The organism is Peptidiphaga gingivicola (assembly GCF_001652275.1).
Lineage (GTDB): Bacteria > Actinomycetota > Actinomycetes > Actinomycetales > Actinomycetaceae > Peptidiphaga > Peptidiphaga gingivicola.
Genome location: NZ_LVZK01000001.1, coordinates 1,510,032 through 1,536,283, shown reverse-complemented (window position 1 = coordinate 1,536,283; position 26,252 = coordinate 1,510,032). Strand labels below are relative to the sequence as shown.

Annotated in this window: 22 protein-coding genes, 1 other RNA gene and 1 pseudogene; 6 read left to right on the top strand and 18 right to left on the bottom strand. The window is 63.1% G+C overall.

Annotated features, from left to right (window positions below; genetic code table 11):
* Positions 1-76: 76 nt before the first annotated feature.
* Complete coding sequence (locus A4H34_RS06335; RefSeq protein ID WP_064231417.1) at positions 77-607, top strand: DUF4916 domain-containing protein; 531 nt, start codon at positions 77-79, stop codon at positions 605-607.
* Here A4H34_RS06335 and rdgB read toward each other — a convergent pair.
* Genes rdgB through clpS form a run of 6 tightly spaced genes read right to left on the bottom strand, consistent with a single transcriptional unit; the run spans position 604 to position 4,589 of the window.
* Complete coding sequence (rdgB, locus tag A4H34_RS06330) at positions 604-1,185, bottom strand: RdgB/HAM1 family non-canonical purine NTP pyrophosphatase (protein WP_064231416.1); 582 nt, start codon at positions 1,183-1,185, stop codon at positions 604-606. The genes A4H34_RS06335 and rdgB overlap by 4 nt on opposite strands.
* Positions 1,182-1,955 (bottom strand): ribonuclease PH, encoded by a 774-nt coding sequence (rph, locus tag A4H34_RS06325; protein ID WP_064231415.1) that lies wholly within the window; start codon positions 1,953-1,955, stop codon positions 1,182-1,184. Before rph ends, rdgB begins: the two co-directional genes overlap by 4 nt.
* Positions 1,956-1,974: 19 nt before the next feature.
* A complete protein-coding gene (locus A4H34_RS06320) occupies positions 1,975-2,769 on the bottom strand; it encodes an MBL fold metallo-hydrolase (RefSeq protein ID WP_064231414.1) in 795 nt (264 codons plus the stop codon).
* Positions 2,766-3,593 (bottom strand): glutamate racemase, encoded by an 828-nt coding sequence (gene murI, locus A4H34_RS06315; protein ID WP_009198964.1) that lies wholly within the window; start codon positions 3,591-3,593, stop codon positions 2,766-2,768. Before murI ends, A4H34_RS06320 begins: the two co-directional genes overlap by 4 nt.
* A gap of 10 nt (positions 3,594-3,603) precedes the next feature.
* Complete coding sequence (locus tag A4H34_RS06310) at positions 3,604-4,293, bottom strand: DUF2017 family protein (protein WP_156510279.1); 690 nt, start codon at positions 4,291-4,293, stop codon at positions 3,604-3,606.
* 5 nt (positions 4,294-4,298) lie between these two features.
* A complete protein-coding gene (clpS, locus tag A4H34_RS11255) occupies positions 4,299-4,589 on the bottom strand; it encodes an ATP-dependent Clp protease adapter ClpS (RefSeq protein WP_040322721.1) in 291 nt (96 codons plus the stop codon).
* A gap of 124 nt (positions 4,590-4,713) precedes the next feature.
* Here clpS and A4H34_RS06300 point away from each other — a divergent pair, with 124 nt between their 5' ends.
* Entirely contained in the window at positions 4,714-6,066 is a 1,353-nt protein-coding gene (locus A4H34_RS06300) for a nicotinate phosphoribosyltransferase (protein WP_064231412.1), read from the top strand.
* 115 nt (positions 6,067-6,181) lie between these two features.
* On the opposite strand, the gene A4H34_RS06295 is transcribed toward A4H34_RS06300, so the two are convergent.
* The 4 genes from A4H34_RS06295 to A4H34_RS06280 all read right to left on the bottom strand — a co-directional run bounded on the left by A4H34_RS06295 (position 6,182) and on the right by A4H34_RS06280 (position 11,143).
* Positions 6,182-7,939 carry a DEAD/DEAH box helicase gene (locus A4H34_RS06295; RefSeq protein ID WP_082903154.1) on the bottom strand — a complete coding sequence of 586 codons (1,758 nt, stop codon included), beginning with the start codon at positions 7,937-7,939 and terminating at the stop codon, positions 6,182-6,184.
* 5 nt (positions 7,940-7,944) lie between these two features.
* Positions 7,945-8,271, bottom strand: a complete 327-nt coding sequence (locus A4H34_RS06290) for a DUF3039 domain-containing protein (RefSeq protein ID WP_064231410.1) — start codon at positions 8,269-8,271, stop codon at positions 7,945-7,947.
* A 117-nt stretch (positions 8,272-8,388) separates the two neighbouring features.
* Positions 8,389-10,089, bottom strand: coding sequence for an HNH endonuclease signature motif containing protein (locus tag A4H34_RS06285; protein ID WP_064231409.1), 1,701 nt, complete (start codon positions 10,087-10,089; stop codon positions 8,389-8,391).
* Positions 10,090-10,861: 772 nt separating this feature from the next.
* Positions 10,862-11,143, bottom strand: coding sequence for an HU family DNA-binding protein (locus tag A4H34_RS06280; RefSeq protein ID WP_040322723.1), 282 nt, complete (start codon positions 11,141-11,143; stop codon positions 10,862-10,864).
* Between the two features lie 1,338 nt (positions 11,144-12,481).
* On the opposite strand from A4H34_RS06280, the gene mprF reads away from it, so the two are divergent.
* On the top strand, positions 12,482-15,400 hold the full coding sequence (gene mprF, locus A4H34_RS06270) for a bifunctional lysylphosphatidylglycerol flippase/synthetase MprF (protein ID WP_231870973.1): 2,919 nt from the start codon (positions 12,482-12,484) through the stop codon (positions 15,398-15,400).
* A 181-nt stretch (positions 15,401-15,581) separates the two neighbouring features.
* Here mprF and A4H34_RS06265 read toward each other — a convergent pair whose 3' ends face one another.
* Positions 15,582-16,109 carry an Ltp family lipoprotein gene (locus A4H34_RS06265; protein WP_156510278.1) on the bottom strand — a complete coding sequence of 176 codons (528 nt, stop codon included), beginning with the start codon at positions 16,107-16,109 and terminating at the stop codon, positions 15,582-15,584.
* A 431-nt stretch (positions 16,110-16,540) separates the two neighbouring features.
* Positions 16,541-16,911: a transfer-messenger RNA gene (gene ssrA / locus A4H34_RS06260) on the bottom strand.
* Positions 16,912-17,184: 273 nt separating this feature from the next.
* Between ssrA and A4H34_RS06255 the strand changes: the two genes are divergently transcribed.
* Together A4H34_RS06255 and A4H34_RS11565 are read left to right on the top strand one after the other, a co-directional pair.
* The gene (locus A4H34_RS06255; RefSeq protein WP_197480432.1) at positions 17,185-18,366 is read left to right on the top strand and encodes an SGNH/GDSL hydrolase family protein; all 1,182 of its coding nucleotides are present in this window, start codon (positions 17,185-17,187) and stop codon (positions 18,364-18,366) included.
* A 290-nt stretch (positions 18,367-18,656) separates the two neighbouring features.
* Positions 18,657-19,070, top strand: a pseudogene (locus tag A4H34_RS11565) (family 1 glycosylhydrolase).
* Here the strand turns inward: A4H34_RS11565 and A4H34_RS06250 are convergent.
* Both A4H34_RS06250 and A4H34_RS06245 read right to left on the bottom strand, forming a co-directional pair.
* Positions 19,036-19,659, bottom strand: a complete 624-nt coding sequence (locus A4H34_RS06250) for a hypothetical protein (RefSeq protein WP_231870972.1) — start codon at positions 19,657-19,659, stop codon at positions 19,036-19,038. The pseudogene A4H34_RS11565 and the gene A4H34_RS06250 sit on opposite strands and share 35 nt — an antisense overlap.
* A gap of 389 nt (positions 19,660-20,048) precedes the next feature.
* Positions 20,049-20,465 (bottom strand): hypothetical protein, encoded by a 417-nt coding sequence (locus A4H34_RS06245; RefSeq protein ID WP_064231405.1) that lies wholly within the window; start codon positions 20,463-20,465, stop codon positions 20,049-20,051.
* 1,151 nt (positions 20,466-21,616) lie between these two features.
* Here A4H34_RS06245 and A4H34_RS06240 point away from each other — a divergent pair.
* Complete coding sequence (locus A4H34_RS06240) at positions 21,617-22,150, top strand: hypothetical protein (RefSeq protein ID WP_064231404.1); 534 nt, start codon at positions 21,617-21,619, stop codon at positions 22,148-22,150.
* Between the two features lie 108 nt (positions 22,151-22,258).
* On the opposite strand, the gene smpB is transcribed toward A4H34_RS06240, so the two are convergent.
* The 4 genes from smpB to ftsE all read right to left on the bottom strand — a co-directional run bounded on the left by smpB (position 22,259) and on the right by ftsE (position 26,118).
* On the bottom strand, positions 22,259-22,786 hold the full coding sequence (gene smpB / locus A4H34_RS06235; protein ID WP_064231403.1) for an SsrA-binding protein SmpB: 528 nt from the start codon (positions 22,784-22,786) through the stop codon (positions 22,259-22,261).
* A gap of 355 nt (positions 22,787-23,141) precedes the next feature.
* Positions 23,142-24,512 (bottom strand): M23 family metallopeptidase, encoded by a 1,371-nt coding sequence (locus tag A4H34_RS06230; RefSeq protein ID WP_009198995.1) that lies wholly within the window; start codon positions 24,510-24,512, stop codon positions 23,142-23,144.
* A gap of 2 nt (positions 24,513-24,514) precedes the next feature.
* Positions 24,515-25,429 (bottom strand): permease-like cell division protein FtsX, encoded by a 915-nt coding sequence (gene ftsX / locus A4H34_RS06225; RefSeq protein WP_009198996.1) that lies wholly within the window; start codon positions 25,427-25,429, stop codon positions 24,515-24,517.
* Positions 25,426-26,118: a cell division ATP-binding protein FtsE gene (gene ftsE, locus A4H34_RS06220; protein ID WP_064231719.1), complete on the bottom strand. Its 693-nt coding sequence runs from the start codon at positions 26,116-26,118 to the stop codon at positions 25,426-25,428. Before ftsE ends, ftsX begins: the two co-directional genes overlap by 4 nt.
* Between the last annotated feature and the right edge of the window lie 134 nt (positions 26,119-26,252).

Below are 26,252 nucleotides of genomic sequence, written 5' to 3'. Positions count from 1 at the left end.
GCCCCGCCCCGTTCACCCGGCGAGAAAACCTCCGTTCAGGAAGCGGCGGCCAGAATCTCCCTGGCACACTAAACGCATGAGCGAAATCGATTCGGATGCCATCGGCCCCTGGTTGCCGCCCGAGGACCTGCGCTTCGTCCGCGAAAAGGTTCCCATGGTCTACGTCGACATCGTCCCGGTTCGCCTTGACGAGGCGGGCGCCCTGGAAGCGGTGGGAATGCTTTTGTGCGCCGACGACGAAGGAATCAACCGAGCTTTCCCGTCCGGGCGCATCCTGCTCTACGAGACGATTCGCGAGGCGCTCGCGCGGCACATCGACAAAGACCTCGGCCCCATGGCGCTCCCCCGAATCCCGGCGATGCTCACGCCTTTCACCGTCGGCGAGTACTTCCCCATGGGGGAAGGCTGGCACGACCCGCGCCAGCACGCCGTCTCCCTCGCCTACATCGTCGCCATGCAGGGCGACTGCAACCCGGGCGACGATTCGCTCGAATTCTCGTGGTTCACGCCCGGGGAAGCCCGTACGCGCGAGCTCCAAGCCGAGCTCATTCCCGCGCACGCATCCCTGCTTCGCCGCGCCCTCGCCGTGCTCGGCTGCGACGCCTAAATCCTCGCTGCCAGCGCCCGAAACGCCTTTCCGCGGTGCGATATCGCTTCCTTGCGCTCGGGCGTCAGCTCGGCGCTGGAAACCGAGAGGCCCTCGGGCCTGAATATCGGGTCGTATCCGAATCCGTTCTCGCCGCGCGGGGCGAAGAGGAGGCTTCCGCGCATGACCCCCTCGGCGACCTCCTCGCGTCCGTCGGGGGCGGCCATCGCCGCGGCGCACACAAAAGACGCCCCGCGGCGCCTCTCCGGAACGTCGGCCATCTGCGCCAGCAAGAGCTCCAGGTTCGCGGCGTCGTCGCCGTGCCTTCCGCACCACCGCGCGGAAAACACCCCCGGCGCCCCGCCCATCGCGTCCACGCAGATGCCCGAGTCGTCGGCGAGGGCGAGCAGGCCGGTCGCCTCCGCCAGCTGCCTGGCCTTGATGAGGGCGTTGCCCGCGAAGGTCACCTCGTCCTCGACCGGCTCGGGGACGTCGAACGCCTCGGCGCCCAGGATCTGCGCTCCGGGCAGGAGCGGCAGAAGAATCGCGCGCAGCTCCGCGACTTTGTGCGGATTGCGGGTGGCCAACACAAGCTTCATCGATCCTCCCATCCGGCGACGATCCGAGGATCGATGGGGTTCTCGCCCGTCAGCGCCTCTTTCTGGACGGCGGCCAAATGAGCCGTCCCGATCGCGGCGAGGTCCAAAAGCTCCCCCAGCTCGCCCCTTGAGAAGGGCGCGCGCTCGGCGGTTCCCTGGATCTCGATGAACTGGCCGGCGCCTGTCGCGACCACATTCATGTCGGTGTCGGCGCGCGAGTCCTCCTCGTAGGGCAGGTCGAGCACCGGGCGCCCGTCGACGACGCCGACCGACACTGCGCTCACCGTGTCGCTGAAAACAGGCCTGCGCGGCTTGACGATCCCTTTCCCCACAGCCCAATCGACGGCGTCGGCCAACGCTGCAAAGGCGCCGGTGATCGACGCCGTGCGGGTGCCGCCGTCGGCCCGAAGGACGTCGCAATCGAGCTGGATTGTATTCTCGCCGAGGGCCCGCATGTCGACGCAGGCGCGCAGAGCGCGGCCGATCAGCCGCGAAATTTCGTGCGTCCTTCCGCCGATCTTTCCTTTGACCGACTCCCGGGCCGAGCGTTCGTCCGTGGCGCGGGGAAGCATCGAGTACTCGGCGGTCACCCAGCCCAGGCCGGTGTCCTTGCGCCAGCGCGGAACGCCTTCCGTAAAAGAGGCGACGCACAAAACCGTTGTTTTGCCGAAGGAGACGAGAACGCTGCCCTCGCCTGCGTCGAGCCAGCCTCGGGAGATGGACACGGGACGCATGTCGTGGGCGGCTCGGCCGTCTGCTCGTTGACTCATGCGTGCGATCCTACCGCTTTCAGACGCGGTGCTCCTCACCCGGAAGCACGGCCCGCACGGGGCCCTCGTAGACGCGCTCGGCGCTCCGCCGAACCGCCTCGGGGTCGGTCCACGGCTGAAGATGCGTCAAAAGCAGCCTCGCCGCGCCCGCCCGCTGGGCGAGCTCCCCGGCGCGCGAACCCGTCATGTGGACGCCGCGCACCGAGTCGCGCCCGTCTTCGAACGCGCACTCCGAGAGAAGGAGGTCGACGCCCCGAGCCATCTCCACCTCCGTGTCGCACAGGTCGGTGTCGCCGGTGTAGCCGAGGGTGGCATTGCCCGGGCCGAGGTCGCTCGGCCCGCTCACCCTCAACCCCACGCAGGGCACCGTGTGATCGGCGGCGAAAGCCTCCAGCTTCATCGGGCCTATCTCGACGACGTCGCCCGGCCCGATCTGCTTGAACTCGAACTCGCCCTCGTAGGTCTCCTCGTCCGGGTCCCCGCCGAGCTGGCGGGTGCGGTACTGCCCGTCGCCCGGGCTGTAGACGGGGATCCGCGCAAGCGGCCCGCCGGGAAGCCAGCGCCGATACACCTGCATGCCGATGATGTCGGCGCAATGGTCGGTGTGCAGATGGCTGAGCACCATCGCGTCGAGGTCGGCCGGGTCAAGGTAGTTGAGAAGCTGGCCCATGGCTCCGGGGCCGAAGTCGAGGACGGCCGAGTATGTGCGCAGCCTGCCGTCTTCGTCCTCCCCGTCGGCTTGGAGAAGATAGGCCGACGCCGCCGAAAACCTGCCGGACATCGAGCCCGAGCAGCCGATGACGGTCAGTCTCATGCGCTCACCCCCGAGCTGATCTGGGAGATCGAACGCGCCGCGCCGACCTCCGGGCCGAGAAACCTTCCCGCGAGCTCGCCGAATCGGGCGGGGTCCCCCGTCGCATAAAAGCGGCGGTCAGGCTCGTTTCCGGGCGGGGCGAACAGGTCCCGGGAGGCGAGCTTGGCGTAGACGTCGCGGGCGGTTTCGTCCGCGGACGAAACGAGCGTGACGGACTCGCCCATCGTGTATCCGATGGCCCCCGCGAGCAGCGGATAGTGCGTGCATCCGAGCACGAGTGTGTCCACTCCGGCGTCGCGCACGGGCGCGAGGTAGCGCTCGGCGACCTCCTCGACCTGCGGGCCCGCGGTGATTCCCGCCTCGACCAGTTCGACGAACTCGGGGCAGGCCGCCGTCGTCAGCGTCAGGTGCGGCGCCGCCGCGAAGGCGTCCTCGTAGGCGCCCGACCCGATTGTCGCCTCCGTTCCGATGACGCCGATGCGCCGGTTCCGCGTGGCTGACACCGCGCGCCTGACCGCGGGCTGGATGACTTCGACGACGGGGATCGAGCGTGCGGCCTGATAGCGCTCGCGCGCGTCGTGCAGCACCGCGGCCGACGCCGAGTTGCAGGCGATGACGAGCATCTTGACGCCGGAGTCGACGAGGCTGTCCATGATGTCCAAGGCCAACTCGCGCACCTGGGCGATCGGCTTCGGCCCGTACGGGGTGTGGGCGGTGTCGCCGATGTAGGTGATCGACTCCTCTGGAAATTGGTCGATGATCGCGCGCGCAACGGTGAGCCCGCCAACGCCGGAGTCGAAGATGCCTATGGGGCGAAAGTCCATGGACAAAACTTTATCGGTGAGGAGTCTTATTCCTCGCAGCCAAAAGCAGTGACTCTTGCCACCAGGTAACCATCGTGTAGAGGACTCGAAGCAATTCGTCGGGGGTCTGCACCTCGCGCTGATTGCCCTTGCCGTTGGCCCCCGTGATGTCCTGGGCGACCTCGTAGATCTCCCGTCCGTCCTCCTCGCCTTGGATGTCCAGGCGCGAGGCGAGCACCAGCCGGATCGAGTTGATCGCCGATATCCACCCGGGCATGTCCTCGTTGCCGACCCACACGTCGTCCGTCGCCCCGTTGACCGACCGCCACAGTATGAACAGATGCTCGGCCTTGGCGGCCGACAGGCTCGCTGAGGTCATCTCCCGCAAAGCCTCGGCCTGCCTCGGGTCTTCGGACATGTCCGGCAGGAGCCGGAACATCGCGTCGTCGATGGGCCTGCGCCCGCCCGCCCGCTCGGAGTCCGCCAGCTCGGGGTCCGCCCGTCCGGAGCTCGCGAGCCCGCCTGCGACGCCGGAGAGCTCGGCCTCGTAAGCGGCGAGCGGATCCGCCTCTGCCGCGTTGGAGCTTTCGCGTTCGGCCAGATCGGCCATCGAATGGCCGAGCATCTCGACGACGTCGCATGCCATCCGCGCAAGCAGACGCCGTTCGGTCTCCTGCGCCTTGGACAGGTAGCCGCCCCTCCACGGCCTGAACGCCTCCATCGCCCTCACTCCGCTTCTTCGATCGTCGCCCACAGTCCGTAGGACTGCATGGCTTGAGCGTCGGCCTCCATCTGTTCGCGCGCCCCGCGCGAGACGACGGCCCGGCCCTCGTTGTGCACTTGAAGCATAAGCATGCGCGCCCGGCGCCGGCTTATGTGGAAATAGCTTTCGAAAACCCACTCGACGTAGGTCATGAGATTGACCGGGTCGTTGTGGACAACCGTCCGCCAGGTCCCAAACTTCGCGGGGACCTCCGTTGGCGCTGGCGTCGAAGAGGGCGTCGACTGGCTGTTCACACAACTAGTCTACCCGTAACCACATGGTTTTGAGAGGTTTCGCCGCGGTTTTCTCCGGCGACCTCACCACCAAGCCCCGCCCGCCCATAGCGCGTCCGGCGTTCAACTCGCGTACAATTGCCGCATGGCATTCTCCACGACGTCGCTCATGACCGACATGTACGAGCTGACGATGGTCGACGCAGCCATCGCCTCCGGCACCGCCGAAAGGAAGTGTGTCTTCGAGGCCTTCGGGCGCAGGCTTCCCGGCGAGAGGCGCTACGGCGTGGTCTGCGGCACCGGGCGCCTCCTCGAAGCGATCCGCGATTTCCGCTTCAACCCCGAGGAAATCGAGTATCTCGCGTCTCGCGCGATCGTCTCAGACCGCACCGCCGAGTACCTCGCCGACTACCGCTTCGCGGGCGACGTTTACGGGTATGCCGAGGGCGAATGCTATTTCCCGCACTCCCCCGTACTCACGGTCACCGGCTCATTCGCCGAATGCGTCGTGTTGGAAACGGTCATCCTTTCGATCCTCAACCACGATTCGGCGGTGGCCACGGCCGCCTCCCGCATGACGGCCGCCGCCCACGGCCGCCCCTGCCTGGAATTCGGCGCGCGCCGCACGCACGAAACCGCGGCCGTCCACGCCGCGCGCGCCGCCGTCATCGCGGGTTTCACGGCGACGTCGGACCTGGAAGGCGGGCGCACCTATGACCTCGGCGTCGCCGGGACGTCCGCGCATTCCTTCACCCTCGTCCACGATTCGGAGAAGGAGGCGTTCGCCGCCCAAATCGCGACGATGGGCACGGGGACCACCTTGCTGGTGGACACCTACGACATCGCCGAGGGCGTGAACAACGCCGTCGCCGCCGCACGCGAGGCCGGCGGCGAGCTGGGCGCGGTCCGGCTCGATTCGGGCGACCTCGTCGCCCAGGCGTTCACCGTGCGCAAGCAGCTTGACGACCTCGGCGCGACGTCGACGAAGATCACCGTCACGAGCGACCTCGACGAATACTCCATCGCCGCCCTCGGCGCCGCGCCGGTAGATTCTTACGGCGTCGGAACGAGGGTCGTGACCGGCTCGGGGCATCCGACGGCGGAGATGGTCTACAAGCTCGTCCAGCGCGAGGGCGCCGACGGAAAAATGCACGAGGTGGCCAAAAGCTCGAAGAACAAGGCAAGCGTGGGCGGGCTCAAGGTCGCGGGCCGCGTCTGCGACCAGCGTGGCAGCGCCGCCCAGGAGCTCGTCGTCTCGGCCGGAAGCTGGCAGGAGGGCCTCGACTACCTCGAGCGGGCGGGCGCCCGCCCCCTTCAGGTCAAACTCGTCGACGCCGGCGCGATCGACGAATCCCGGATCGGGAAGGCAGCCATCGCAGCGGCCGCCGCCCGCCACGAGGAATCCCGCGCCGAGCTGCCCTACGACGGATGGCGCCTCTCCAGCGGCGAGCCCGCCGTCCCCACCAAAATGCTCGACATCTTCGAGGGCGACGACTGACGGCTCGTCTCGCGCATCACGGGCTTCGGCCTCCGATGCGCGATGGGTCGGTTTTCTTACTCACACCCCGCTAAAAGACTGCTTCTCTCCGGATTTTACGCCGGATCTGGAAGCGCTACATCCGCCCCACGAACCATCGGCGCACCTGCCCGATTCGGGATTCGATCTGTTCGACGGAGGCCCGCGCCACTTCCGGCCCGCCGCAGATTCGGCGGAGCTCGGCGTGGACGAAGGCGTGCGGCTGGCCCGATTTCTGCGCCCAGGCCGAGACGAGCGAGGTCAGCTCCTTGCGCACCTCGCGCCGCCGCCGCGGATCGCTGACGGGCGCCGCTTTCTTCGGCTGGGCCGATTGCGCCGCCTGGCGCTTGCGCAGAAGAGTGGTGACCTGCTCGGGCTCCAAAAGCCCGGGAATCCCGAGGAAATCTGCTTCCTCGTCGGATCCGGCCTCGGCGCCCAGCCCGAATTCGCCGCCGTCAAAAAGCGCCCTGTCGAACGACGCATCCGATTCCAGCGCCTCAAAGCCGGGGAACGCGAGCTGGTCGCTGGCCTGCTCTTCTGAATTGGCGCGCTCGAGAAGCTCGTCGTCCCAACCGTCTTCTCGCTTCTTCTCCCCCAGGGCATGGTCGCGTTCGACCTCCATCTCGGCCGCTAGGCCGAGAAGCTGCGGGACGGAGGGGAGGAACACCGTCGCGGTCTCCCCGCGCTTGCGCGCGCGCACGAAGCGCCCGATCGCCTGGGCGAAGAACAGCGGGGTCGAGGCCGACGTCGCATACACTCCGACGGCGAGCCTGGGCACGTCCACGCCCTCGGAAACCATGCGCACGGCGATCATCCATCGCTCGTCTCCAGCGGAGAACTCGGCGATCCGGTCGGAGGCGCCGGCGTCGTCGGAAAGCACCACGGTTGGCCGCTGCCCGCTGATGGCCTCCAGCCTTTCCGCGTATGCGCGGGCGGCCCTCTGGTCGGTGGCGATGACGAGGCCCCCGGCGTCGGGAATCGATTTGCGCACAGCAGTCAGGCGTTCGTCTGCCGCGGCGAGGACCGCCTGGATCCAGTCGCCCGCGGGATTGAGGGCGGTCCGCCAGGCCTGCCCGGTCATGTCTTTGGTCAGAGGCTCGCCGAGGGTCGCTTCGACGACGTCGCCCTGCTTCGTCTGCCACCGCATCTGCCCCGAGTAGCTGAGGAACATGACGGGCCGCACGACGCCGTCGCGCAACGCCTCGGCGTACCCGTACGTGTAATCGGCGCGCGAGCGGAACACGCCGTCGCCGTCGTCGGCGTACTCGACGAACGGGATCGGCGAATCGTCCGATCTGAAGGGCGTGCCTGTGAGCGAGAGCCGCCGGGCCGCTCCTTGGAAGGCCTCGCGTATGCCGTCGCCCCAAGAGAGGGCGTCGCCGCCGTGGTGGATTTCGTCAAGGATGACGAGGGTCGGCCGGGAAGCGGTGCGGCGCTTGTGAAGCCCTGGATTCGCCGCGACTTGCGCGTACGTGACGCACACTCCGTCGAAGAAGCTGCCTTCTTCGCCTTGCGCGTTCGTGAAGTCGGGGTCGAGAGTAAGCCCCACGCGCACGGCCGACTCCGACCACTGCGTTTTCAGATGCTCGGTGGGGCACACGACGGTGACCCGTCGGACAGCGCCCTTTGCCATGAGCTCTGTCGCGACGCGCAGGGCGAAGGTCGTCTTCCCCGCTCCGGGCGTCGCCACTGCGAGGAAATCCTGCGGTTGGCTAGCCATGTACGCCTGGAGCGCCTCGGCCTGCCATGCCCGCAGGGACGACGCCGTGCCCCAAGCCGCGCGTTGCGGGAAGGAGGGCGAGAGGGTCTCTGCGGCGTGGACGGAAGCGGTTTTCGGGAGTGGGTGGCTGCTCAGGCTGCTCACTTCCCGTTCCCTGGGACGTCGGGGCCGAAGGGCCACGAGGAGCCCTGCTTGCCGAGCTCGTCGCGAATGGCCTTGCATGTCGGGCACACGGGGTATCTTTCGGGATCGCGGGAGGGTGTCCACACTTTTCCGCACAGCGCCACCACCGGATGGCCGGACAGGGCCGATTCGGTGATCTTTTCTTTGCGGACGTAGTGCGCATAGCGCTCGTCGTCGCCGGGGCTGTGCTGCTCCTGTTCGCGTTCGAGGACGTCGACGCTTGGGGAACCCGCGGTCTCCGGGCTTTCTGGACCGCGCGGCGGTTCGGGAGGCAGTGTACTCATAGGGACGATCTTAACCCCGCCCGCTACGGCACGCTCAGCCCCTCCGCCGGGACGTATCCCACACGCCAAGCCTGCCCATCAAAATTGCCGCCGACATATTCCGTTCACGTTTTCCGTTCATGTTCCGTTGCGACGCACGCCTATCACCGCCCCGTCTTTTCCGCTGAACAGAAACCCTCCGTCGTGGTGAAAGCTCGTGACCATCTCACGATGGACGAGGCTGTGGTGATGCCAGCACAGCAGAACGGCGTTGGCGAGATCTGTGCGGCCTCCCGCTTGCCAAGGCAAAGCGTGATGAATCTGCCCGTGGGCAATCGTATCGGAACACCCCGGATAACGGCATGTTCGATCCCTGGCGACGACGGCTCTGGCCTGCGCAGGTGTGAACAGACGTTTTTCGCGTCCGACGTCCATCACTTCGCCGCTTGACGAAAACACGACACGGGAGACCGACGAGTCACACATCAATCGCGCCAACTGGGTCATCGACAAAGCCGAACCATCATCTAGCGTCGCCGGTTCAAGCCCCTTCAAAGCGGTTAGGTCCACGGCGGCGGGCATCACCGCCAGAAGCTTTCCAAGCTCCCGGCTTTCTTCGCGGACCCGATCGAGGCAGCGGCCAATGCGCCCCTGCCCGCAGCCGGCCTCGCAGCATCCATCGTGTTTTCGCCCTGCCGTTCGCCGCCTTTCCTCGAACAATCGGATTCGCCCTTCGAGCAACTCGCCTTCTTCTTCGACCGATCCGACTTCTTCGAACGATCCGATCTCAAGCTCGGAGCGCGAAGAACCAGGCCACTCTCCGATTTCACCGATGTGCGTCTTCTCAGCGTCGCCCCTGTTCTCGTCGCCACGCCCGTCCGAGGAAAAGCCGACGTCCAAAGACGCGCACGGCCGAGATGTTCTTTCGACCTCCACAAGCGTCGCCAAAGGCACGTGAACGGACAGGTGCGGGCGAATTCTCGCGCCTCTGCCCAGGCTGCCCTCGTCAAGCTTGAGACTCGCCAACTCAATCAAGGCCCCCGCACGCCGCTGAGGCAAGGTTCTCGCATCGTCCACGCTTTTGCGCCCCATTAGAGCACTCAACGCGGTGTCCAGGATTGCAGACGTCTCGCTCGAAAGCCAGCCGGTGACGCGCATGCCGAATCCCTCGGGCGCGAAAGCGACCCGTTCGTCTTTCGCCTCAGATTTTTCAAGCTCAACGCCCAAAGCGGGATCGTCCCTCAAAGCGCGGGCTCTGACCCGCCGTTCGAATTCCCGGGCCCCGCATCGTTTCGCCCAGGAAACGAATTCTTTTTGAACTCCTTCATCGTTCGCGGCCTTTTTCAAGACCGGGGTGGAAAAGACCTTGCGGACGACGTCGACGTGCTCGGCAAAAATCTCACCGGTTTTAAGCGCTCTCGACAGGACAGGCAAATCCTCTTCCAAGGCGCGGGCCCGTTCGATTTCCCTTGTGGCGGCCTTCGGCGACTGGCCAGAGGACCTCTCGTTCCACTGAATGAGCGTACGCATCCCCGAAGACTGCCAGCTGCACCTCTCGTCGACGGCAACGAGCACCTGCCCGCGCACAGCGCCTAAACGAGAGGCGAGTTTGGCCAGCGCCTGCGCACCTGACAGAAGCTGCTCGTCGGACAATCCGAAGACGTCCTTCTCTCCTAACTCAGAGACAAGCGCTTCCAACTCCGCAAGGCACTTGCCAAATCCGCGCCCCTCTCTGACGGCCGGAATCCGCCCTTTCCTCCCGTTGCGCACACTGAAGGTCGGCGTAGGCGCTCCGCTCTGAGCGGACGCAACGTCAAGAATGCCGACGTCGGCGCTCATGTCAACAGCCTCCTTCAACCTCAGGCCCTCATCTTTCACTTCTATTCTAGAATATATGAAATATAATGTCAAGTTTTTGTTCGAATGCTTTTCCGCTAAATATAATGTAAAACTTGAACTTTAAGAATGAATTCATCAGCAGCCGTCGACAAACCAAATCGCCAGCACATCCCTGCCTTTCCGGCACACCCCACCGCGGCACGCGTGGAGCAAGCCGGCGTCAAAGCACTTCCCCATCTCTTCGGCACAACCGCCCCAACGGCTCCGGCCCGCCGGCAAACCGATTCATAAGCAAACGAGCCCGCGCCCGAAGCGCCGGAGCACTGCCCAAACCAGCCAGACCCAAGACGCCGCCGGCAAAGCATCACCCAAACCAACCAGCCCCAAGACGCCGCCGGCAAAACGTCGCTCAAACCCTGAGACCGCCCCGCGAATCGCCGCCCCAAGCGGCCCCCCCCGATAACAAGCCCCGATAAGCAGCCCCCGGACAACAAGCAGGCCCGGACAACAAGCAGCCCCCCGACAAAAGGCGCCTCAAATAAAAATGGGGCCCGGACCAGACCCGGACCCCATTGGCTCTTTTCAGAGCAGTGCCGCTCAATTGCGGCTTTTATTCACAGCCACGTCAATGTTTTCGTGGCAACGGCCTCTGTTCGACGTCGGCATTCTCGATCGACGCTTGAGATCGTCGGTCGACGCTCGAGGCCTTTACTCGCGGTGGAAAAATTGGTTTCGCCACCTAGACTCGCAAGATCGCGAGCCTAGCCCGCAATCATTCCGTCACGGCCTTCTTAAGGGCCGAGCCAGCGGTCAGCTTGACGCCGTAACCGGCCGGAATCTGAATTTCCTCGCCGGTGCGGGGGTTGCGCCCCTTACGGGCGGCGCGCTCCGTGCGCTCCACAGCCAGGAGGCCTGTAATCTTGACCGCCTCGCCCTTCGAGAGCGAATCGACCAAGACGTCCTGGAGCGCGGCAACGGCCTTGTCGGCGTCCGTCTTCGACAGATTCGCCTTCTCGGCAATTTTGGCAATAAGTTCAGTACGGTTGATGGACATACCCATACCTTTCGTTGAAGTGAAGGGCCCGGACGGGCCACTACTTCAGTAATCTAGCGGATTTCACGGCAAACTGGCGTAAATTCGCGCATTAAGTGGCGCGTTTTAAGTGAGATGCGTAACTTTTAGGCCTCGAAGTCCATCTACGGTATGAGTAATTGCAAGGCATTTGGGCACCTGCGGGCCCGCAATCACGCTATTGGCCAAACGCCACGCAACGTGCTAGCGCCGCACTCCCCCAAAAGAGTTCCAAGGCAGCGCAGCATTCGACAAGAGAAAGGACGACGCCGGCGAGACACCAGAACGACGCCGCCAAACCCCCACAGCCACGCCGGCGAGACACCAGAACGACGCCGACATAACGGTCGCAGTCCGCCTGCGCCTGCCTGACGACGTCGAACCCGAGTCAACGACGTCGAACCGGAACTAGGCGTGTCGGATCACCGTGTTTGCGCCGATCGCAACACAGCGATCTCAGCGCGGACGAACTCATCCATCGCCGACCGCAGCACAGCCATCAGAAAGCTCCCAGGATCTACCGCCATAGTAAGTAGAGCCATGACCCAGGCGCACAGAGCGATGACAAGCGAGCGAAGGATTTGGAACCGTCACTTACCCGAACGCGGCCCACTGACGAACGCAGGCTTAATCGCATTGCGTCCGACGCCGACCGCATGGCGTCATACTCCGACGCCGACCGCAAAACGCAACCCGACGCCGACCACACGCCACACTCTTGCGCCGAGCGGAGAATGCCGTTCGGCGTCGATCGCAAGGCGCAACCCGACAGCGGCAACGGGCGCGATTTCCGTCACCCATCGAAGCCGCCTTGTTTGATTTTGAAACACGCGGAGTCCCCCGCAGGCACGCACCTTGCCGCCGGGGAATCCGTCGCAACATGCACAGGCGCAAGAATCACAGCGGTCCATAACTCAGACACCGCGGACACAGACATCAAGACCACAACCGAAACGCACGCCGGCATACACACGGGCACGGCCGGCGATGTCAGCCTCGTCGGCCCACCGGTCGCGCCGCACGCCGGCATACACACGGGCACGGCAGACGCCAAGCCCTCCACACGCACGGGCACGGCAGACGCCAAGCCCTCCACACGCACAGGCACGGCAGACGCCAAGCCCTCCACACGCACAGGCACGGCAGACGCCAAGCCCGGCGACGTCGGCGCGAGCCCGAATCAAATGGCGCACCCGGCGCTCTCGGGTAGCATTGGCCTTTTGGGCGGCATGCCCCGCCCACAGCCCTCGGGCGACGACAGACGCAAGACTCGGGCGCCGAAAAACGGAAAACTCGAGTGTAGACGGACGGAAAGGCCGTATGAAGAAGATCGTTGACGTTGTCAAGGCGCATCCGCGCATAGCGAGGTACACGTTCTACACGCTTATGGCGATCGGCGTTTTCCTCGTTGCCCGCGGCGAATTCGAAACAATTTCGGGCCCCAGCATGGCCGAGCTCTTCACCGAGGTTCCGCGCCCCACTCTGCTTGCGATCGTCGTCGGCGGGACTCTGGCCTTCACGGCGACGGGCGCCTACGACATCTTCGCCTCGCGTCATTTCGGTGTGAAGATACCGATTCGCACTTCCCTGAAAATCGGGTGGGTGGCCCAAGCCTTCAACAACTTCGCGGGATTGGGAGGCTTGACCGGAGGGACGATTCGCGCAAAGTACTACGCGAAGGCGGGCGCAGACAAAGACACGGCGCTGAAGATCACCCTGGCGGTGTGGGCGTCCAACCTCATCGGCCTGTTCGTCATGCTCGTCGCCACGCTTCCCTTTGCGATCAAATACGACCGCGGGGGCTTATGGATCGTCCCGCTCGTCATGAGCCTGTACATCCCGCTCTACTTCTGGGGCGGGAAACTCAAAATCGGCAAAATCGACTTGAGCCGTTCCCCCTTCGCACTGCAAAACTTCAAGCAGAAAACGGAGATGACCTTCGCCTCGCTGTTCGACTGGGTCGTCGCCGGCGTGTATTTCTGGGCGTGCGTTCTCCTCTTCATTCCCGAAGCGGATCTGTGGCTTTCCCTGTTCGTTTACTCGACGGGCACCCTGGTGGGCCTCATATCCTTCATTCCGGGCGGGCTGGGAACCTTCGATCTGACGGTGGCGACCCTTTTCAAGGGCGTCGGATACGACACCACGCGCCTTCTTCTGGCGATCATCGTCTATCGCGTTTGCTATTACGCGATTCCCTGGATTCTTGCCAGCCTCTACGGAGCGAGCGAGCTGTTGGCGCCGAAGATCGGTTTGGGAGACAAGCGCAAGCGCGAGGACACCCTCGTGACCGTCCTGTGGATCGGGACGCTCCTCGCCGGCGTCGTCCTCATCATTTCCGTTTTCAGCCCGGCCATTTCGAGACGATTCGACATACTCAACAACATCGTCCCCCACGGCGTCATCGAGGCGTCGCGAATGACGACGCTGCTCATCGGGATCATGCTCATCATCCTTTCCCGAGGCATTCGCGCCCGAGTCGCCAGAATCTGGGGAATCTCGTTCACGATCATGGTGGCGGGGGCGGCCACGTCCATCGCAAAAGGCCTCGATTGGGAAGAAGCGCTCATCCTTTTGGTGCTTTCCACAATCCTTTTCTCGGTGCGCAGCGCCTTCAATCGGGCTCCGCTCAAGCTGACGGCCAAGGGGTTCGTCGTCTCCGCCTTGACGATCGTCGGCATTCCCCTGGGGATCTTTCTATGGCGCCTCTACCACGACCACCAGATCGAGCGGCCCTTCCCGGACCACGGCACGGCCTTGAGACATACCTTCTTCTACGGCGCCCTGTGCGTCATCCTGACCCTGACGATCCTCTTTTCCAGGGGAGGACGCCTGGAATTCACCCCGCCGACGGAGGAAGACGTGGCCCGCTACGAGGAGTTTTTGGCCAAGTACGGCGGCAACGAGTACTCGCATCTTTTCTTCCTCGGAGACAAGCACGTCTTCTATTCCGCCAAGGGCAACGTCGCACTCCTGTACCGCCCTCATCGCAACAACCTCATCATCTTGGGCGATCCGATCGGCGACGAGAAGTGCTTCGAGGCGGCCATCGACGAATTCGTTCGATTGGCGGAAGAACATCGAATGAACGTCGCGATCTACGAGCTTTCGGCGAAGTACCTGGCCACATGCGCCGATCAGGGCTTCACCTTCGTCAAGATCGGCGAAGACGCGATGCTCAACTTGGAAACCTATTCGAATGTCGGAAACAAGGGCAAAATCTTCCGGCGCATGCGCAACCGCATGGAGGAAAAGGGAACCCACTTCGAGCTCATCGAACCTCCATTCACGCAAGAGTTCCTCGACGAAGTTCGATCCGTTTCCGACGCTTGGATCGGCAAACGCGAGGAGATGGGATTCTCGCTGGGGCGCTTCGATCCGGCCTATCTTGGGAGGGCTCCCATCGCCGTCGTGCGCAACGAGAAGCGGATCGAGGGTTTCGCCTCAATCATGCCGGCCAGCCCGAATGTCGCGTCTATCGACCTCATGCGCATTCGTCCGGACGCACCCGGAGGCACGATGGACGGAATCTTTGTTTCCCTTATCGAGTGGGCGCGCGACGCCGGGTATGAGTACTACAATCTCGGAATGGCGCCGCTGTCGAACACCGGACGGGCCGTCTATTCGGGAAGCAAACAGAAGGTCGTGCGCTACATCTACGACTTCGGCAACCGCGCATACAATTTCAAAGGCTTGCGCTCCTATAAGGAGAAGTTCCGGCCGGAGTGGACCAGCCGCTACCTCGTCTATCGCAACGCCGGAGTGCTCGTCTCCACGCTGCTGTCGGTTCTCGACGTCATCCACCGTCCGCCCCAGGCGAGCGCGATCGGCGTTCGGGACGTTCTCGCAGACTTCCAAGCCGGGCGCTCCTCCCTCCTGGCGAAGGGGCTCGGACGCCCAACGGTCGATCACGGCACCGGCCGCCCCGATTTCGAGGGTCCGCGCAGGGGCGCCCCTGCCGCAAAGAATTCGGCGAAGAGGGACGACGCCGCAGCGCCGAAAAAGAGCAAGGTCCACAAACAGAAGGGCCGCGCGATCGCGCCGAAGGCTCCCATTGCCGGCGAGGCGAGAGCCCAGGCCGAGTCGACGAAGAAGTCCGAGCCGACGCCCAAAGCCAAACTCGAACCCGGGTCGGCGTCCGCCCCCGGAGCTGGGTCGTCGTCCAAACCCGGAGCCGGTTCGATGCGCGAGGCCGACGCCGATGAGACACCGGCAAGGTCCGAGGCCGAGGAGCTAGGCTGACTTCTTCTCGGTAACACACGATAACCCGCATCGAAACCGCTCTCAGAGGCAGCCCCGAACCGCTTGTTGGGATCCGGGGCTGCCTCCTGTATGGGCCGCCAAGCAGTTTGCGCTGACAGTTAGCGCTGATACCGGCGGTCTGCGTTGCCTCCGGCCTCTGTGCTGGCGCCGTCAGTTCTTGCTAATCGTTGAGATGCGCTATAGCGTAATCCGCCTCACTGGCGGTGAATTTCTCGCCGTGCTCGCTGGTGAGCTGGTCGCGAATGGCCTGGGAAGACATGTGCATGGTCTCTTGGTACCCCTTTGCCTTGGCAAGCGCGTTTGCGTTGTAATCAGCTTGAAGGTTATCGACAGCGTATTGAGCAGCCTCAGCAGAGAATTTATCGGCGTACGGACTGATTAGCTGGTCGTAAATGCCTTTCTTCGACATATGCATGACGTTCGAGTAGCTTTTAGCCGACTCGAGCGCGTTCTGGTACTCGCGAGGAACTTTAGGCTTAGCCTCGGGAGTCGGCGTCGCAGCAGGGGCGGTCGCTTCCGAGGCGCTTTGGGCCTGAGGCGCAGCTTTAGCCTCGGGCGCGCTTTGAGACTGGGACGCGCTCTTTGAGCTCGAGGTCTTTCCCTCTTCAAGAGCCCGCCCGATCGCAGCGATCACAACAATCGAGACAATAGCAATAAACCACCAACGTTTATAGAAGGGTTTCTTCAACTGCGGTCTAGGCGCCGTTGGGACTGGCGCCCATGTGGGCGCAGGAGTTGACTGGGACATTGAATCCTCCTTGATTCTTCCCTGTAAATGGTGAGCGTCTATTAGTCTATCGGAACGCTCACTCTCAGACTGTCTGTTTGGCCTCCAAGTTTTGACCAATCTTCCTCGTCTTCTCCCTTTCCCTTTGCCGCCTTGCTTCCTGCGCCAGAGACGACGGCCTCCCACGACGTGAGCACCCAAGAGGCGAGAGTTCGGGGCGGGCTGGCGAGGGGAAAGCCCGTCCAACTTCCGCCACTCCCGCCGAGCGGGAGCTAGGACGGAGGCTAAGCTTGCACAGCGACGCTGATTCGGCAAACGGACGCTGAAAGACTTGCAGGCAGACATGAATAAAAAGGTCCTGCAACGTCAAAACGACGTCACAGGACCTCAAAGTGTGGAGATGGCGGGAATTGAACCCGCGTCCGACGATGCTTGCCCAAGTATTCTCCGGGTGCAGTTCGCAGTGCGTTGTTTTCGGCCCCAGCGCTCACGCGAACAAGTCGCTGACAGACCTAGCAGCGTAAGAGTTCCGAGCGGGCCCGCTGCATACCCGCTCGGCAGTGGCTTTCAAAGTCGACGCCAGATTCTAAGAGGAAAGCACCCCTAGGCTGACGGATTTCGGAGCTCGCTCAGGCGGCGAGGGCGAAATCGGTGCTCTTGTTCTTGGCACCTATTGGTTTGCAGAGAATCGTTAACGAGATGACTCTACATCCTCGACCCGCTTCCCTTCGGCGCACAGTCGCCGTCGAAACCGATCATCCCCGTATTCTGTTCTCATTGAACGCGCCTCTATTGAAGCCCAACTATTCTATATCGATTCTCCGTCGAATTCCAGGGGCAATTCGTCCGCACACGCCGCCCGCATGCACGCGTGAGCGCCGGCATAGGATTGCCGACGGCGAAAAGAGACGAGCGTCGCGGACAGCCAAGAATAGAGCGAAGACAATGAATATAGGATGCAAAACGAGAGGGACACGCGATGAAGAAAAGCTCGGCACGCAAGGGCTCAACGCGCAAGAGGCTAACCCTTGCAGGAGTGGCTGCTTTTGCGATAGGCGGAATGATCGGCTGCAACGCGCCTTCCGCCTCCGAACCCCAAGCGGCCTCAACGTCTAAAGGGGGCGCCGCTCAGAGGACGTCTCCCCCGTCCGCTTCGGCCAAAGCCCGCGGAGCCTCCAACGTTCGCCGGGCTTCGGGGCAATCGCCGTCGTCGGCCTCGTCTCGCAAAGATCTCAACGACCTCAAAGGCGCCAAGCTCTCCATCACCATCATGGGCGACTCATACTCCTCGGGCGTCGGCGGAGGCTCCTACTCCGGCGGAAGGTGCTTCCGAAGCTCGAACAGCACGGGAAACCTCTATGCGGAGGGCCTTCGCAAACGCGGCGCCGACGTCGAGGTCCGCGACGTCTCGTGCGCAAACTCGCGAATCGAACAGGTCACGATGAGCCAGAAAAGCGCCGTGCTCGGCAGTTCGGTGATCAACGGGCCGCAGGCGGACGGCGTTTCGAGCGGCACTGACCTCGTCGTCATGACGATCGGAGGCAACGACATGGGCTTTGGCAGCCTTCTCAAAACGTGCCTCATGTCTAAAAGCCAGGCGGATGAATGTCGAAACAGCATCGCCGAAGCCAGGCGGTCCCTTAACGACGTCGAAGGCAAGTACCGGCGCATTTTCAGCGCAATCCGTCAACGCGGCCTGCGTTCGGACGCCACGATCGCGGTCATGGCCTACCCAACGCTCGTCCGCGACGATTCCTTCACGCTGCGCGACAGCTCGGGCGGCACGGTGCGTGTCAGCGATGAAATCCGGGCTCTGAGCCGGGAGGGCAACAAGAAGATAGCCGAGATCGTCAAAGCGGACAACGCGTCCCATCCTGGGCAGACGGTATTCGTCAGCGACGTCCCCGATCGTTTCGAGGGGCACCAGCCGCATGCCGACCGGAGCAAGGACGACGGCGACGGTCTGTGGATCCATCCGGTAAATTACCTCACGGTCGGCAACTTCATCAGCTGGTATCACCCGAATGCCGCAGGATACCGCCAGTACGCCGCGGCGCTCCGGGACAAGTTGAAGTCTGCGGGCTTCGAGAGGTCGCTTGCGAAGAGGAAAACCCCCGGACAAGACAAGACTTCCGGGCAGGGCCGCGCCTTTAAGCAAGGCAGCGCCTCCGGGCAGAGTGACGTTTCCAAACGGCGCGAGAGCTCCAAGCAAGGCTAGAGCCGCGCGCCCACAAACCCGAGCGCCACACAAAGGCAGGCCGCAAAGCCTCGGACCACGTGCACGAGCCAGTCGACGGGGCGCAGGAGCCCGCTGAAAGACGGCGCTCGGAAGGCGCGCCGCCCAGCGCGGACCTGTTCCACGGCGTGCCCAACCCGAGGCTCGATCCTCCGAATGGGGCTGGCAGATCGACCCAGTCGGCCTGCGAATCGTTCTCAACGACTACTGGCAGCGTTGGGGGATAGCCGCTGTTCATCGTCGAGAACGGTCTGGGCGCCAAAGACGAGCTGGTGGAAGCAGGCGGAGAGCTTACCGTGGAAGACGACTGCCGCATCGACTATCTTCCGCGACATCTCGTGCAGGTGCCGAAGCGGTGGAAGACGGCGTCGACGTCCTCGGGTACGCGTCACGGGCGCCCGTGGATCTGGTCAGCGCCTCCACAGCGCAGATGAGCAAGATACGGCTTCATCTACGTCGACCGCGACGACGACGGCACAGGCACCCTTAAGCGGTATCGAAAGAAATCCTTCCGCTGGTACCGCTGCGTCATCGCCAGTCGCGACGCCGCTTTGTGGGAGGCAGCGGGGTGTGAGAGAGGGCGGATGCGGGGCATGCGCTCGCTGGCGATCCGCCCGGTTCAAGGCGCCACGCAGATCGCCGTTTTCGACGTCAGTACTGCAGCGCTTCCTTGGCGGCGTTCTTGATTCCGCGCCACATTGCCATCCCCCACAAGGGAGTCTTGTCGAGGTACTCGAGCCATCCCGTAGAAAGATTCACGGAGCACGGCAGCGCGAAGGCGGAAAAATGAGAGTCCGGCTTGCGTTTCGTATAAGAAATGACTTCTGGGTTCGGCGTCGTCTGGCACATTACCGGGTAGATTCCAATACCCTTCTGCAGGCCTCGAGGCACGCCCTTGTAGTTGTTCAGTGCGAAGGAAACGCAAGACTCTGTGAACTGCTGCATCATCAACCCGTTGCAGGCGTCGTTCTGGGTGAGGAAGAAGAACTGATGGATGTTGGCCAACGCCCCGGAGAAACGCTGGTTCACCATGAGATAGCTCGAGAGCTCAGGTATGTAGGTCGGCGGCACCTGAAGACGCGCTGACACCTTTCCAAGGTATGCACCGAACGGCGTATTGGAATCAGGATCCTGCGACATCGGCTGCTGAGGCTGCGCAGCGGGCTGGGGTTGCTGCGAGACGGGCTGAGCCTGAGCCATCTCCGGCTGCTGCATCGGCGATTGAGGGCCGGAAACGGCAGGGCTCTGCGTGGAGTGGGCGCGATTGACGGGCATTCCGCAGTTGCTGCAAATACTCGCGTCGTTTGGAAGGGCTACGTTGCAATTTGTACAGAACATGTGTCACCTTAAGCTATTGTTGGAACCATTTGAGTCTAGTTGATTGTCACCTCAGGCCAAAGTCCAGGCCGTGTGGTTTTCGACAATGAAGATCGCTGGCGACCGCCGCCGGAGGGCGGAAGTGGAGCAGCTCACTTTCTTGGAGCGCATCGAGAATCGCGGCCGAAAGCCTTCGATCCGCCTCGTACACGCACGGAGGCCTGGCCGGATCTCTAGCGAGACCTCGTCCACTACATGGCACGAGACGCCGCAACACCCAACGAGAAATGCGATCGCGCCCGATGGATTGAACTCTACGGCTGCGCTTCCGAGCACGTCCAGCGAGGCTACGCCAATGCCATTTCGGCGGCCTTTTTGACTCCGTTCCACATGGCGAGCCCGTAGACCGGCGTCTTCTCCATCCACTCAATTCGTCCCGTCGACAGCTCCACCGAGCAGGCCAGGGTGAAAGAAGAATAATGCATATCCGGTTTTTGCTTGGTAAAGGCGATCACCTCGGGATTGGCGACGGTCTGACACATCACCGGATAGATTGCCACGCCTTTCATCATGCCTCGCGGCGCACCCTGGTAATTGTGGAGAGCCCAGGAGACGCAAGCGCTCGTGAACTGATGCATCAGCGCGCCGTTGCAGGCGTCGTTCTGTGTGAAGAAAAAGAACTGGTGCATATTCGCCATGACTGCCGACATGCGTTCCGTCACCATGAGGTAGCTCGAAAGCTCCGGCAGGTAGGAAAACGGCACCTGAAGACGCGACGACGCCCTCCAAAGGTAGGCGTCGAAAGGAGTGTCCGGACGGCTGCCGAATTGCGGCGCAGAATGAGCGTGAGGGGCTGCGGACTGCGACGAAGCAGGGCCGAAATCGGATGAAGGCTGCGCGGCGGCGAAGTTCGACCGAGGCTGCACAGGGCCCAAATCGGGCTGAGACTGCGGCGCACCCGGCCCGAAATTCGGCTGGGATTGGCCGGGGCCGAGATCAGGCTGCTGCGAAGCTGGGCGGGAGTCAGGCCTGGGCTGAAAACGACCGAGGTCGGGCTCAGGCGCAGAGGCATGGCCTCCGCTCAGATTCGATTGAAAGCCGGGATTACCGTGAGGCGCCGTCCCCTGTTGGAATGGGCCGCCCTGCTGCATGGGGCCCCGCTGCGAAGGAAAAGACTGAGCGGGACCGTAAGACTGAGCGGGACCGTAAGACTGAGCTGGGCCATAAGGCGGGGCGGAGCCTCCTTGCGCCGTCGGCGGTCCAGAGGGTATCGGCCCATAACCCCACGGGCCCTGCGAGTAACCGGGGAAATCTTGCCGATAGCCTGCCGGACCTCCGGATTGGCCCGTCGGGGCGTTCTGATAAGGGAACGGCGTTTGGTTGATGTGGCTGAAGGGATGATTGGGCGAGGCGTTGTTGACCGGCATCCCGCATCTGCCGCATACACCGGCGTTTCCCGGAAGAGCCGCGTTGCAATTCAGGCAGAACATCGGCCTCCTTCCAAACCAGCGTTTTCCATAAGCCTGATTCTAACGCGCAGCCGCTTTCACCCCATAAGCAAGCGTACTGTGAGCATGCGAATACAAATAGTTTCACCGCTCCTCTTACCCGTCCTGCGGTTGTCCATGGAGTCGATTTAATGCGGCGGCGTTGTTTTAACGGTGAGAATAGCGTTTTAGTCTAGAGAAGGGCATTCAGCGCAAGGGTTGCCGTCTAAGAGTCTTCAACGTCGATTTTGTCGGACGCCTTTCGCGGTAGCGTTCGCGATCATTAAGAGATACGGTAGAAAGAGAAGGTTCCCTTCATCAAAGGACGACAGCATGAATCGGGTTGTGACATCTGGTCAGGCTGCCACGGCAAGGTTGGGTTGCGACAACAGAACAAGGTTGGGTTGCGACAACAGAAAGTGAAAGCCATGAAGAAGTTCCTAGCGATCTCAGCGGCTCTCGGTCTGCTCGCCGCTTGCGGATCGACGCCTGACCAGGATTCGAAGTCATCAAGCGCCAACGGCTCCACAAACACCGACGTCGCAAAACCGTGCGTCGGATCGATTAGTTGGAACAGCGGCTCGACTCCCCCGCCGTATTCGTCGCGATGGACCCTCGTGCTTTCTGCCAACGGCGCCAAAGCGTCGTTTTCACACGGCCCGAGCTATGGAGCAAAACCCACGTTCGAAGCAAAGGAATTCTCCGTCGACGCGCGAAAGTCAGAGGCCTTGTGCAAGGTTATCCGTGACATCCCATCGGAATGGGAGCCCAAAGTAGGCGGCCCCGTCATGGAGTGGAAGGTGACAGGGGCCTCAGGGGGCGCCACCAACGACTACTTTGGCCCCGCATACAAGGCAGCGCTAGAGATCATCGGATCGCAGCGTCTCGATGAGGCAAAAAGCAAGTTCAGCCAGTGGGCAGACGAGTACAAGAAATCGCGTGAAGCCAGCCCTCATACATGATCGGCGCAACGCATTGAGCACTGCGGATTTCTGCGTTCAATGAGCGTGTTCTGTCCGCTCTAGAGGCGACAGTGGTAACACTATCTCGCGGTGTAACCGCGCTTGTCGCTAAGAACGCAAACGACGCCGGGCGGCGGCCATCGCGCGCTCCGCGTACCTGTCGGCGTCGCGACGGCGGATGGTCTCGCGCTTGTCCCACTCCTGCTTGCCCTCGGCCAAGGCGATCTCGACTTTCGCCCGCCCGCGCAGGAAGTAGAGCTCGAGCGGAACAATGGTCAGCCCCTTTGACTGGACCTTCTGCATGAGCTTGCCGATCTCCTGTTTGTGGAGCAGAAGCTTGCGCTTGCGCGTGGGCGCGTGATTCGTCCACGTCCCCATCGCGTATACCGGAATGTTCGCGCCGTGAAGCCAAGCCTCGCCGTAGCGGTCGATTTCGACCCAGGCGTCGACCAGCGAGGCGCGCCCCAGCCGAAGGGCCTTGACCTCGGTGCCGGTCAGCGACATTCCCGCCTCGTAAGTGTCAAGGATGGAATACTCGTGCCGCGCCTTCTTGTTGCGCGCGATCACCTGCTTTGCGTCGGCTTGCGCCTTCGCCTTCTGGGCCGCCGTCGGCTTCCCGTCTTTCTTCTTAGCCACGGGATCCTCCTTCGCTAGCCCCGGCCGACAAGGCGTCCATCCTACCGCCTTCGCCGGCGTCTGGCCAACGACGCGGGGATTCGGCCGGCTTCCCGCCGGAGGCGACCCGGCAATGCGAAACACGTTGCGCACCGGGCCGAACGTTCGACGTCGTCCCTCGAAAAGGACGACGCCGAACAAACACATCGGACGCACGCTCCCCCGCAAAAGGGCGGAGCCTGACGGAACCTTGAGAAACCGGAAGTCCGTGAACTGAAGCCGTCGGAAAGGGTCGGAAACCAGAGCGGTCAGAGAACCGGAAAGGGTCGGAAACCGGAGCGGTCAGGCAACCGGGAAGCGACAGGAAGCGAAACCGTCAGAAACCGGGAAGCGACATCGGGTTGATGACCTTTCCGTCGCGCCATACCTCCATGTGGACGTGGCATCCGGTGACCTGGCCGGTCTGGCCGGTCCACCCGATGAGCTGACCCTTTTTGACTGTCTGGCCGGCGGAGACGGCGAAACCGGACATGTGGTTCGTCACGACGACCCACGAATGCCCATTGACGACTCCGAGGTTGAGGAACACCTGATTTCCGTGCGTGGAGTTGCCTGGGGCGGGAACCGTCTTCGCGACGATCCCGTCGCCGGCCGCGACCTGCGCCTGCCCGCAGCGGGACCTGAGGTCCACGCCGTTGTGCATGTAGTACCCGCCGAAGGGGTAGTAACGCATGCCGAAAGGCGAGGTCACCTGAAGGGGCCGCGGAATGACGGGAACGAGGAAGCCTCCGCCGACGACGGACTGGCCCGCGCCTCCCCCGCCGCCCGCAGGCTGCTGGGGCTGCGCGGGCGCCGCGGGGGCTTTCTTTGCGCTGTTCTTCTTGGCCTCGGCCTGAGCCGCGGCAGCCGCGGCCTCCGCCTTGCGGCGGTTTTCGGCGTCGATCGCCGCGATCTGAGAAGCCGTGGCGTCGCGGGCGGTGTTGACCTCTTGGATCGACGTCTGGAACTGGCCCTTTTGAGCCTCCAGCTGCTGGGACTGCGTGGTGTACGTCGTTTGAAGGGAAGACAGCTGCTTGGCCTTCGACTCCGCGGCGGTCTGCTTGCTCGTCTTGTCGGCCACGAGCGCGTCCGCCTCCGACTTCAGCTGGGCGACTCTCTTGCGCACGGCGCTCTGGCGGGCCTGGCGATTTCGCGCCATCGCCGTCTTCTGCTGGACCTTCTGGAGCGCCGCGGTCTGCTTGCGGAATGCGGCGCGAGTGGCCGAAACCGAGTTGTAGAAATCCTCTGAGGACCGCGAGCCGACCATGAGGTCCCACGTGCTCGGGAGAGCGTCTCCGCGGTACTCGGCGCGGGCGACCGTCCCCAGGTCCTTGCGGGTGACGGCGATGGTCTTCTCGCCCGAACGGACCTCTTTCTCGATCGAGCTGAGCTCAGACTGCGCTGCTTGAAGCTGGCCCGCCACGGCTTCCTGCTGGCGGGTGGCGGCAGCCAGCTCCGATTTCGCCGTTTTCAACTCGGCTTCGGCAACGGGAATCTGAGCCTGGGTCTGCTGGAGGTCGAGGTAGACCTTTTGCAGATTTGTGTTCACGCCTTCGAGCGAGGACTTGTAGTTCTCGATCTGGCGCTCCTGCTCTTGCTTTTTCTTCAGCAGGTCGTCACGCTCGTCCGCCTGGGACGGGGACGTTGCGGCGATGGCGAGAGCCGCCGCCGCGAAGGCGCAGAGGAAGCGGGAGCTTTTAATTGACATAATCAGACCTTTGCATAGCGACGCAGTGTGATCCATGAAGCCGAAGCGGCCACGAGCACCGCCCCCACGACGAGCCATGGGGCGATGACGAACAGATCGCTGGTTTGGATTTGGCGGATCCACGTGACGGTGTCCGACAGCCACTCCTGTATGAAGTAGACGACGGCCGCCCACAGGCCTCCTACCGCCAAAAGCGATCCTATGAGTGCAGCTGCCGCTCCCTCCAATATGAACGGCAGCTCTATAAAGAAATTCGATGCGCCGACGTACCGCATGATCTCGGTTTCGTCGCGTCTGGACATAGCCGACAGGCGGATGGTCGTAGGTATGAGGAGCAGGGCTACGACCACCATGACCACCGCGAGGCCCGCGGAGACATAGCTGAGCCTGTCAAGGACCCTGATGAGCGGATCAACCTGCTGAGACTGGTCTTCGACCGTCTCCACTCCCGGGCGGCCGGTCAGAGTTTCGGTGACTTTCTTGTAGTCGCTCGGGTCGGTGAGCTTGATGCGGAAGGAGACCTGCATGTCCTCCTTCGTCACGCCGTCTTCGAAGCCCGATCCCTTCATCTGCTTGCGGTAGTTTTCGAGCGCCTGGCCTTTCGTCTCGAACCTGAACTTCTCGACGTACTTGGACAGCTGGCCGTCCGTGAGCTCCTTGCGAATGGCCGCGATCTGCTTGTCGGTCGCCTCGCCGTCGGCGCAGCCGGCCTTGTTGGAATTGGCCGGGCACATGAAGACGGAGATTTCGAGGTCGGAAAGCCACTGGTCGCGGACCACGCCGATCTGCTTTTGAAGCAGCGACGCCGACCCGATGAACAGAAGGGAGACGAAGGTGACGAGCATGACTGAGACGGCCATGGCCCGATTCGACCACAGCCCCTTGAGGGTTTGGGTGCTGATGAAACGCAGCCTCACCGCTTTTCACCTCCGTAGACGCCGCGCGCCTCGTCCCTGACGACCATTCCGTCTTTGAGTTCGACGACGCGCTTGCGCAGCTGATTGACGATGCTCTGATCGTGGGTGGCCATGACGACCGTCGTGCCCGAACGGTTGATGCGGTCAAGCAGCCGCATGATGGACATCCCCGTTTCGAGGTCGAGGTTTCCGGTGGGCTCGTCGGCCAGAAGCACCTGCGGCCTGTTGACCATGGCCCGGGCGATCGCGACGCGCTGACGCTCGCCGCCCGAAAGCTCGGTCATGTAACGCTTCTCCTTGCCTTCAAGGCCGACCATCTCGATGACCTCGGGCACCTCGGTTTTGATCCTGTGGCGCGGCGCGCCGATGACCTGAAGCGCAAGCATGACGTTCTCGTAGGCGTTCTTGTCGCCGAGCAGTCGGAAATCTTGAAAAACGGCGCCGATCTGGCGGCGCAGCAGCGGCACGCGGCGCTGGGAGACCTTCGACAGGTCTTTTCCGAGAACGTGGACGTGGCCGGACGTGGGGCGCTCCTCCGCGAGGATGAGCGAAAGCATCGTGGACTTTCCGGAGCCCGAGGGGCCCACGAGGAAGACGAACTCTCCGCGCTCGACGTCGATGCTGACATCGTCGAGGGCAGGGTGAGCGCCTCTTTGGTAGAGCTTCGTCACCTTGTCGAATGTGATCATAAAAACCGCCGAATTGATAGCGCCATGGGTCGAATAGACCTTACGCATCAACGGACGGTTTCTCTCCTAGGCGCGCCGACGACGTCGAAATCCGGGCGAAGGCCGCCTGCGGACGGAACCTGTCTCTCGTCGGC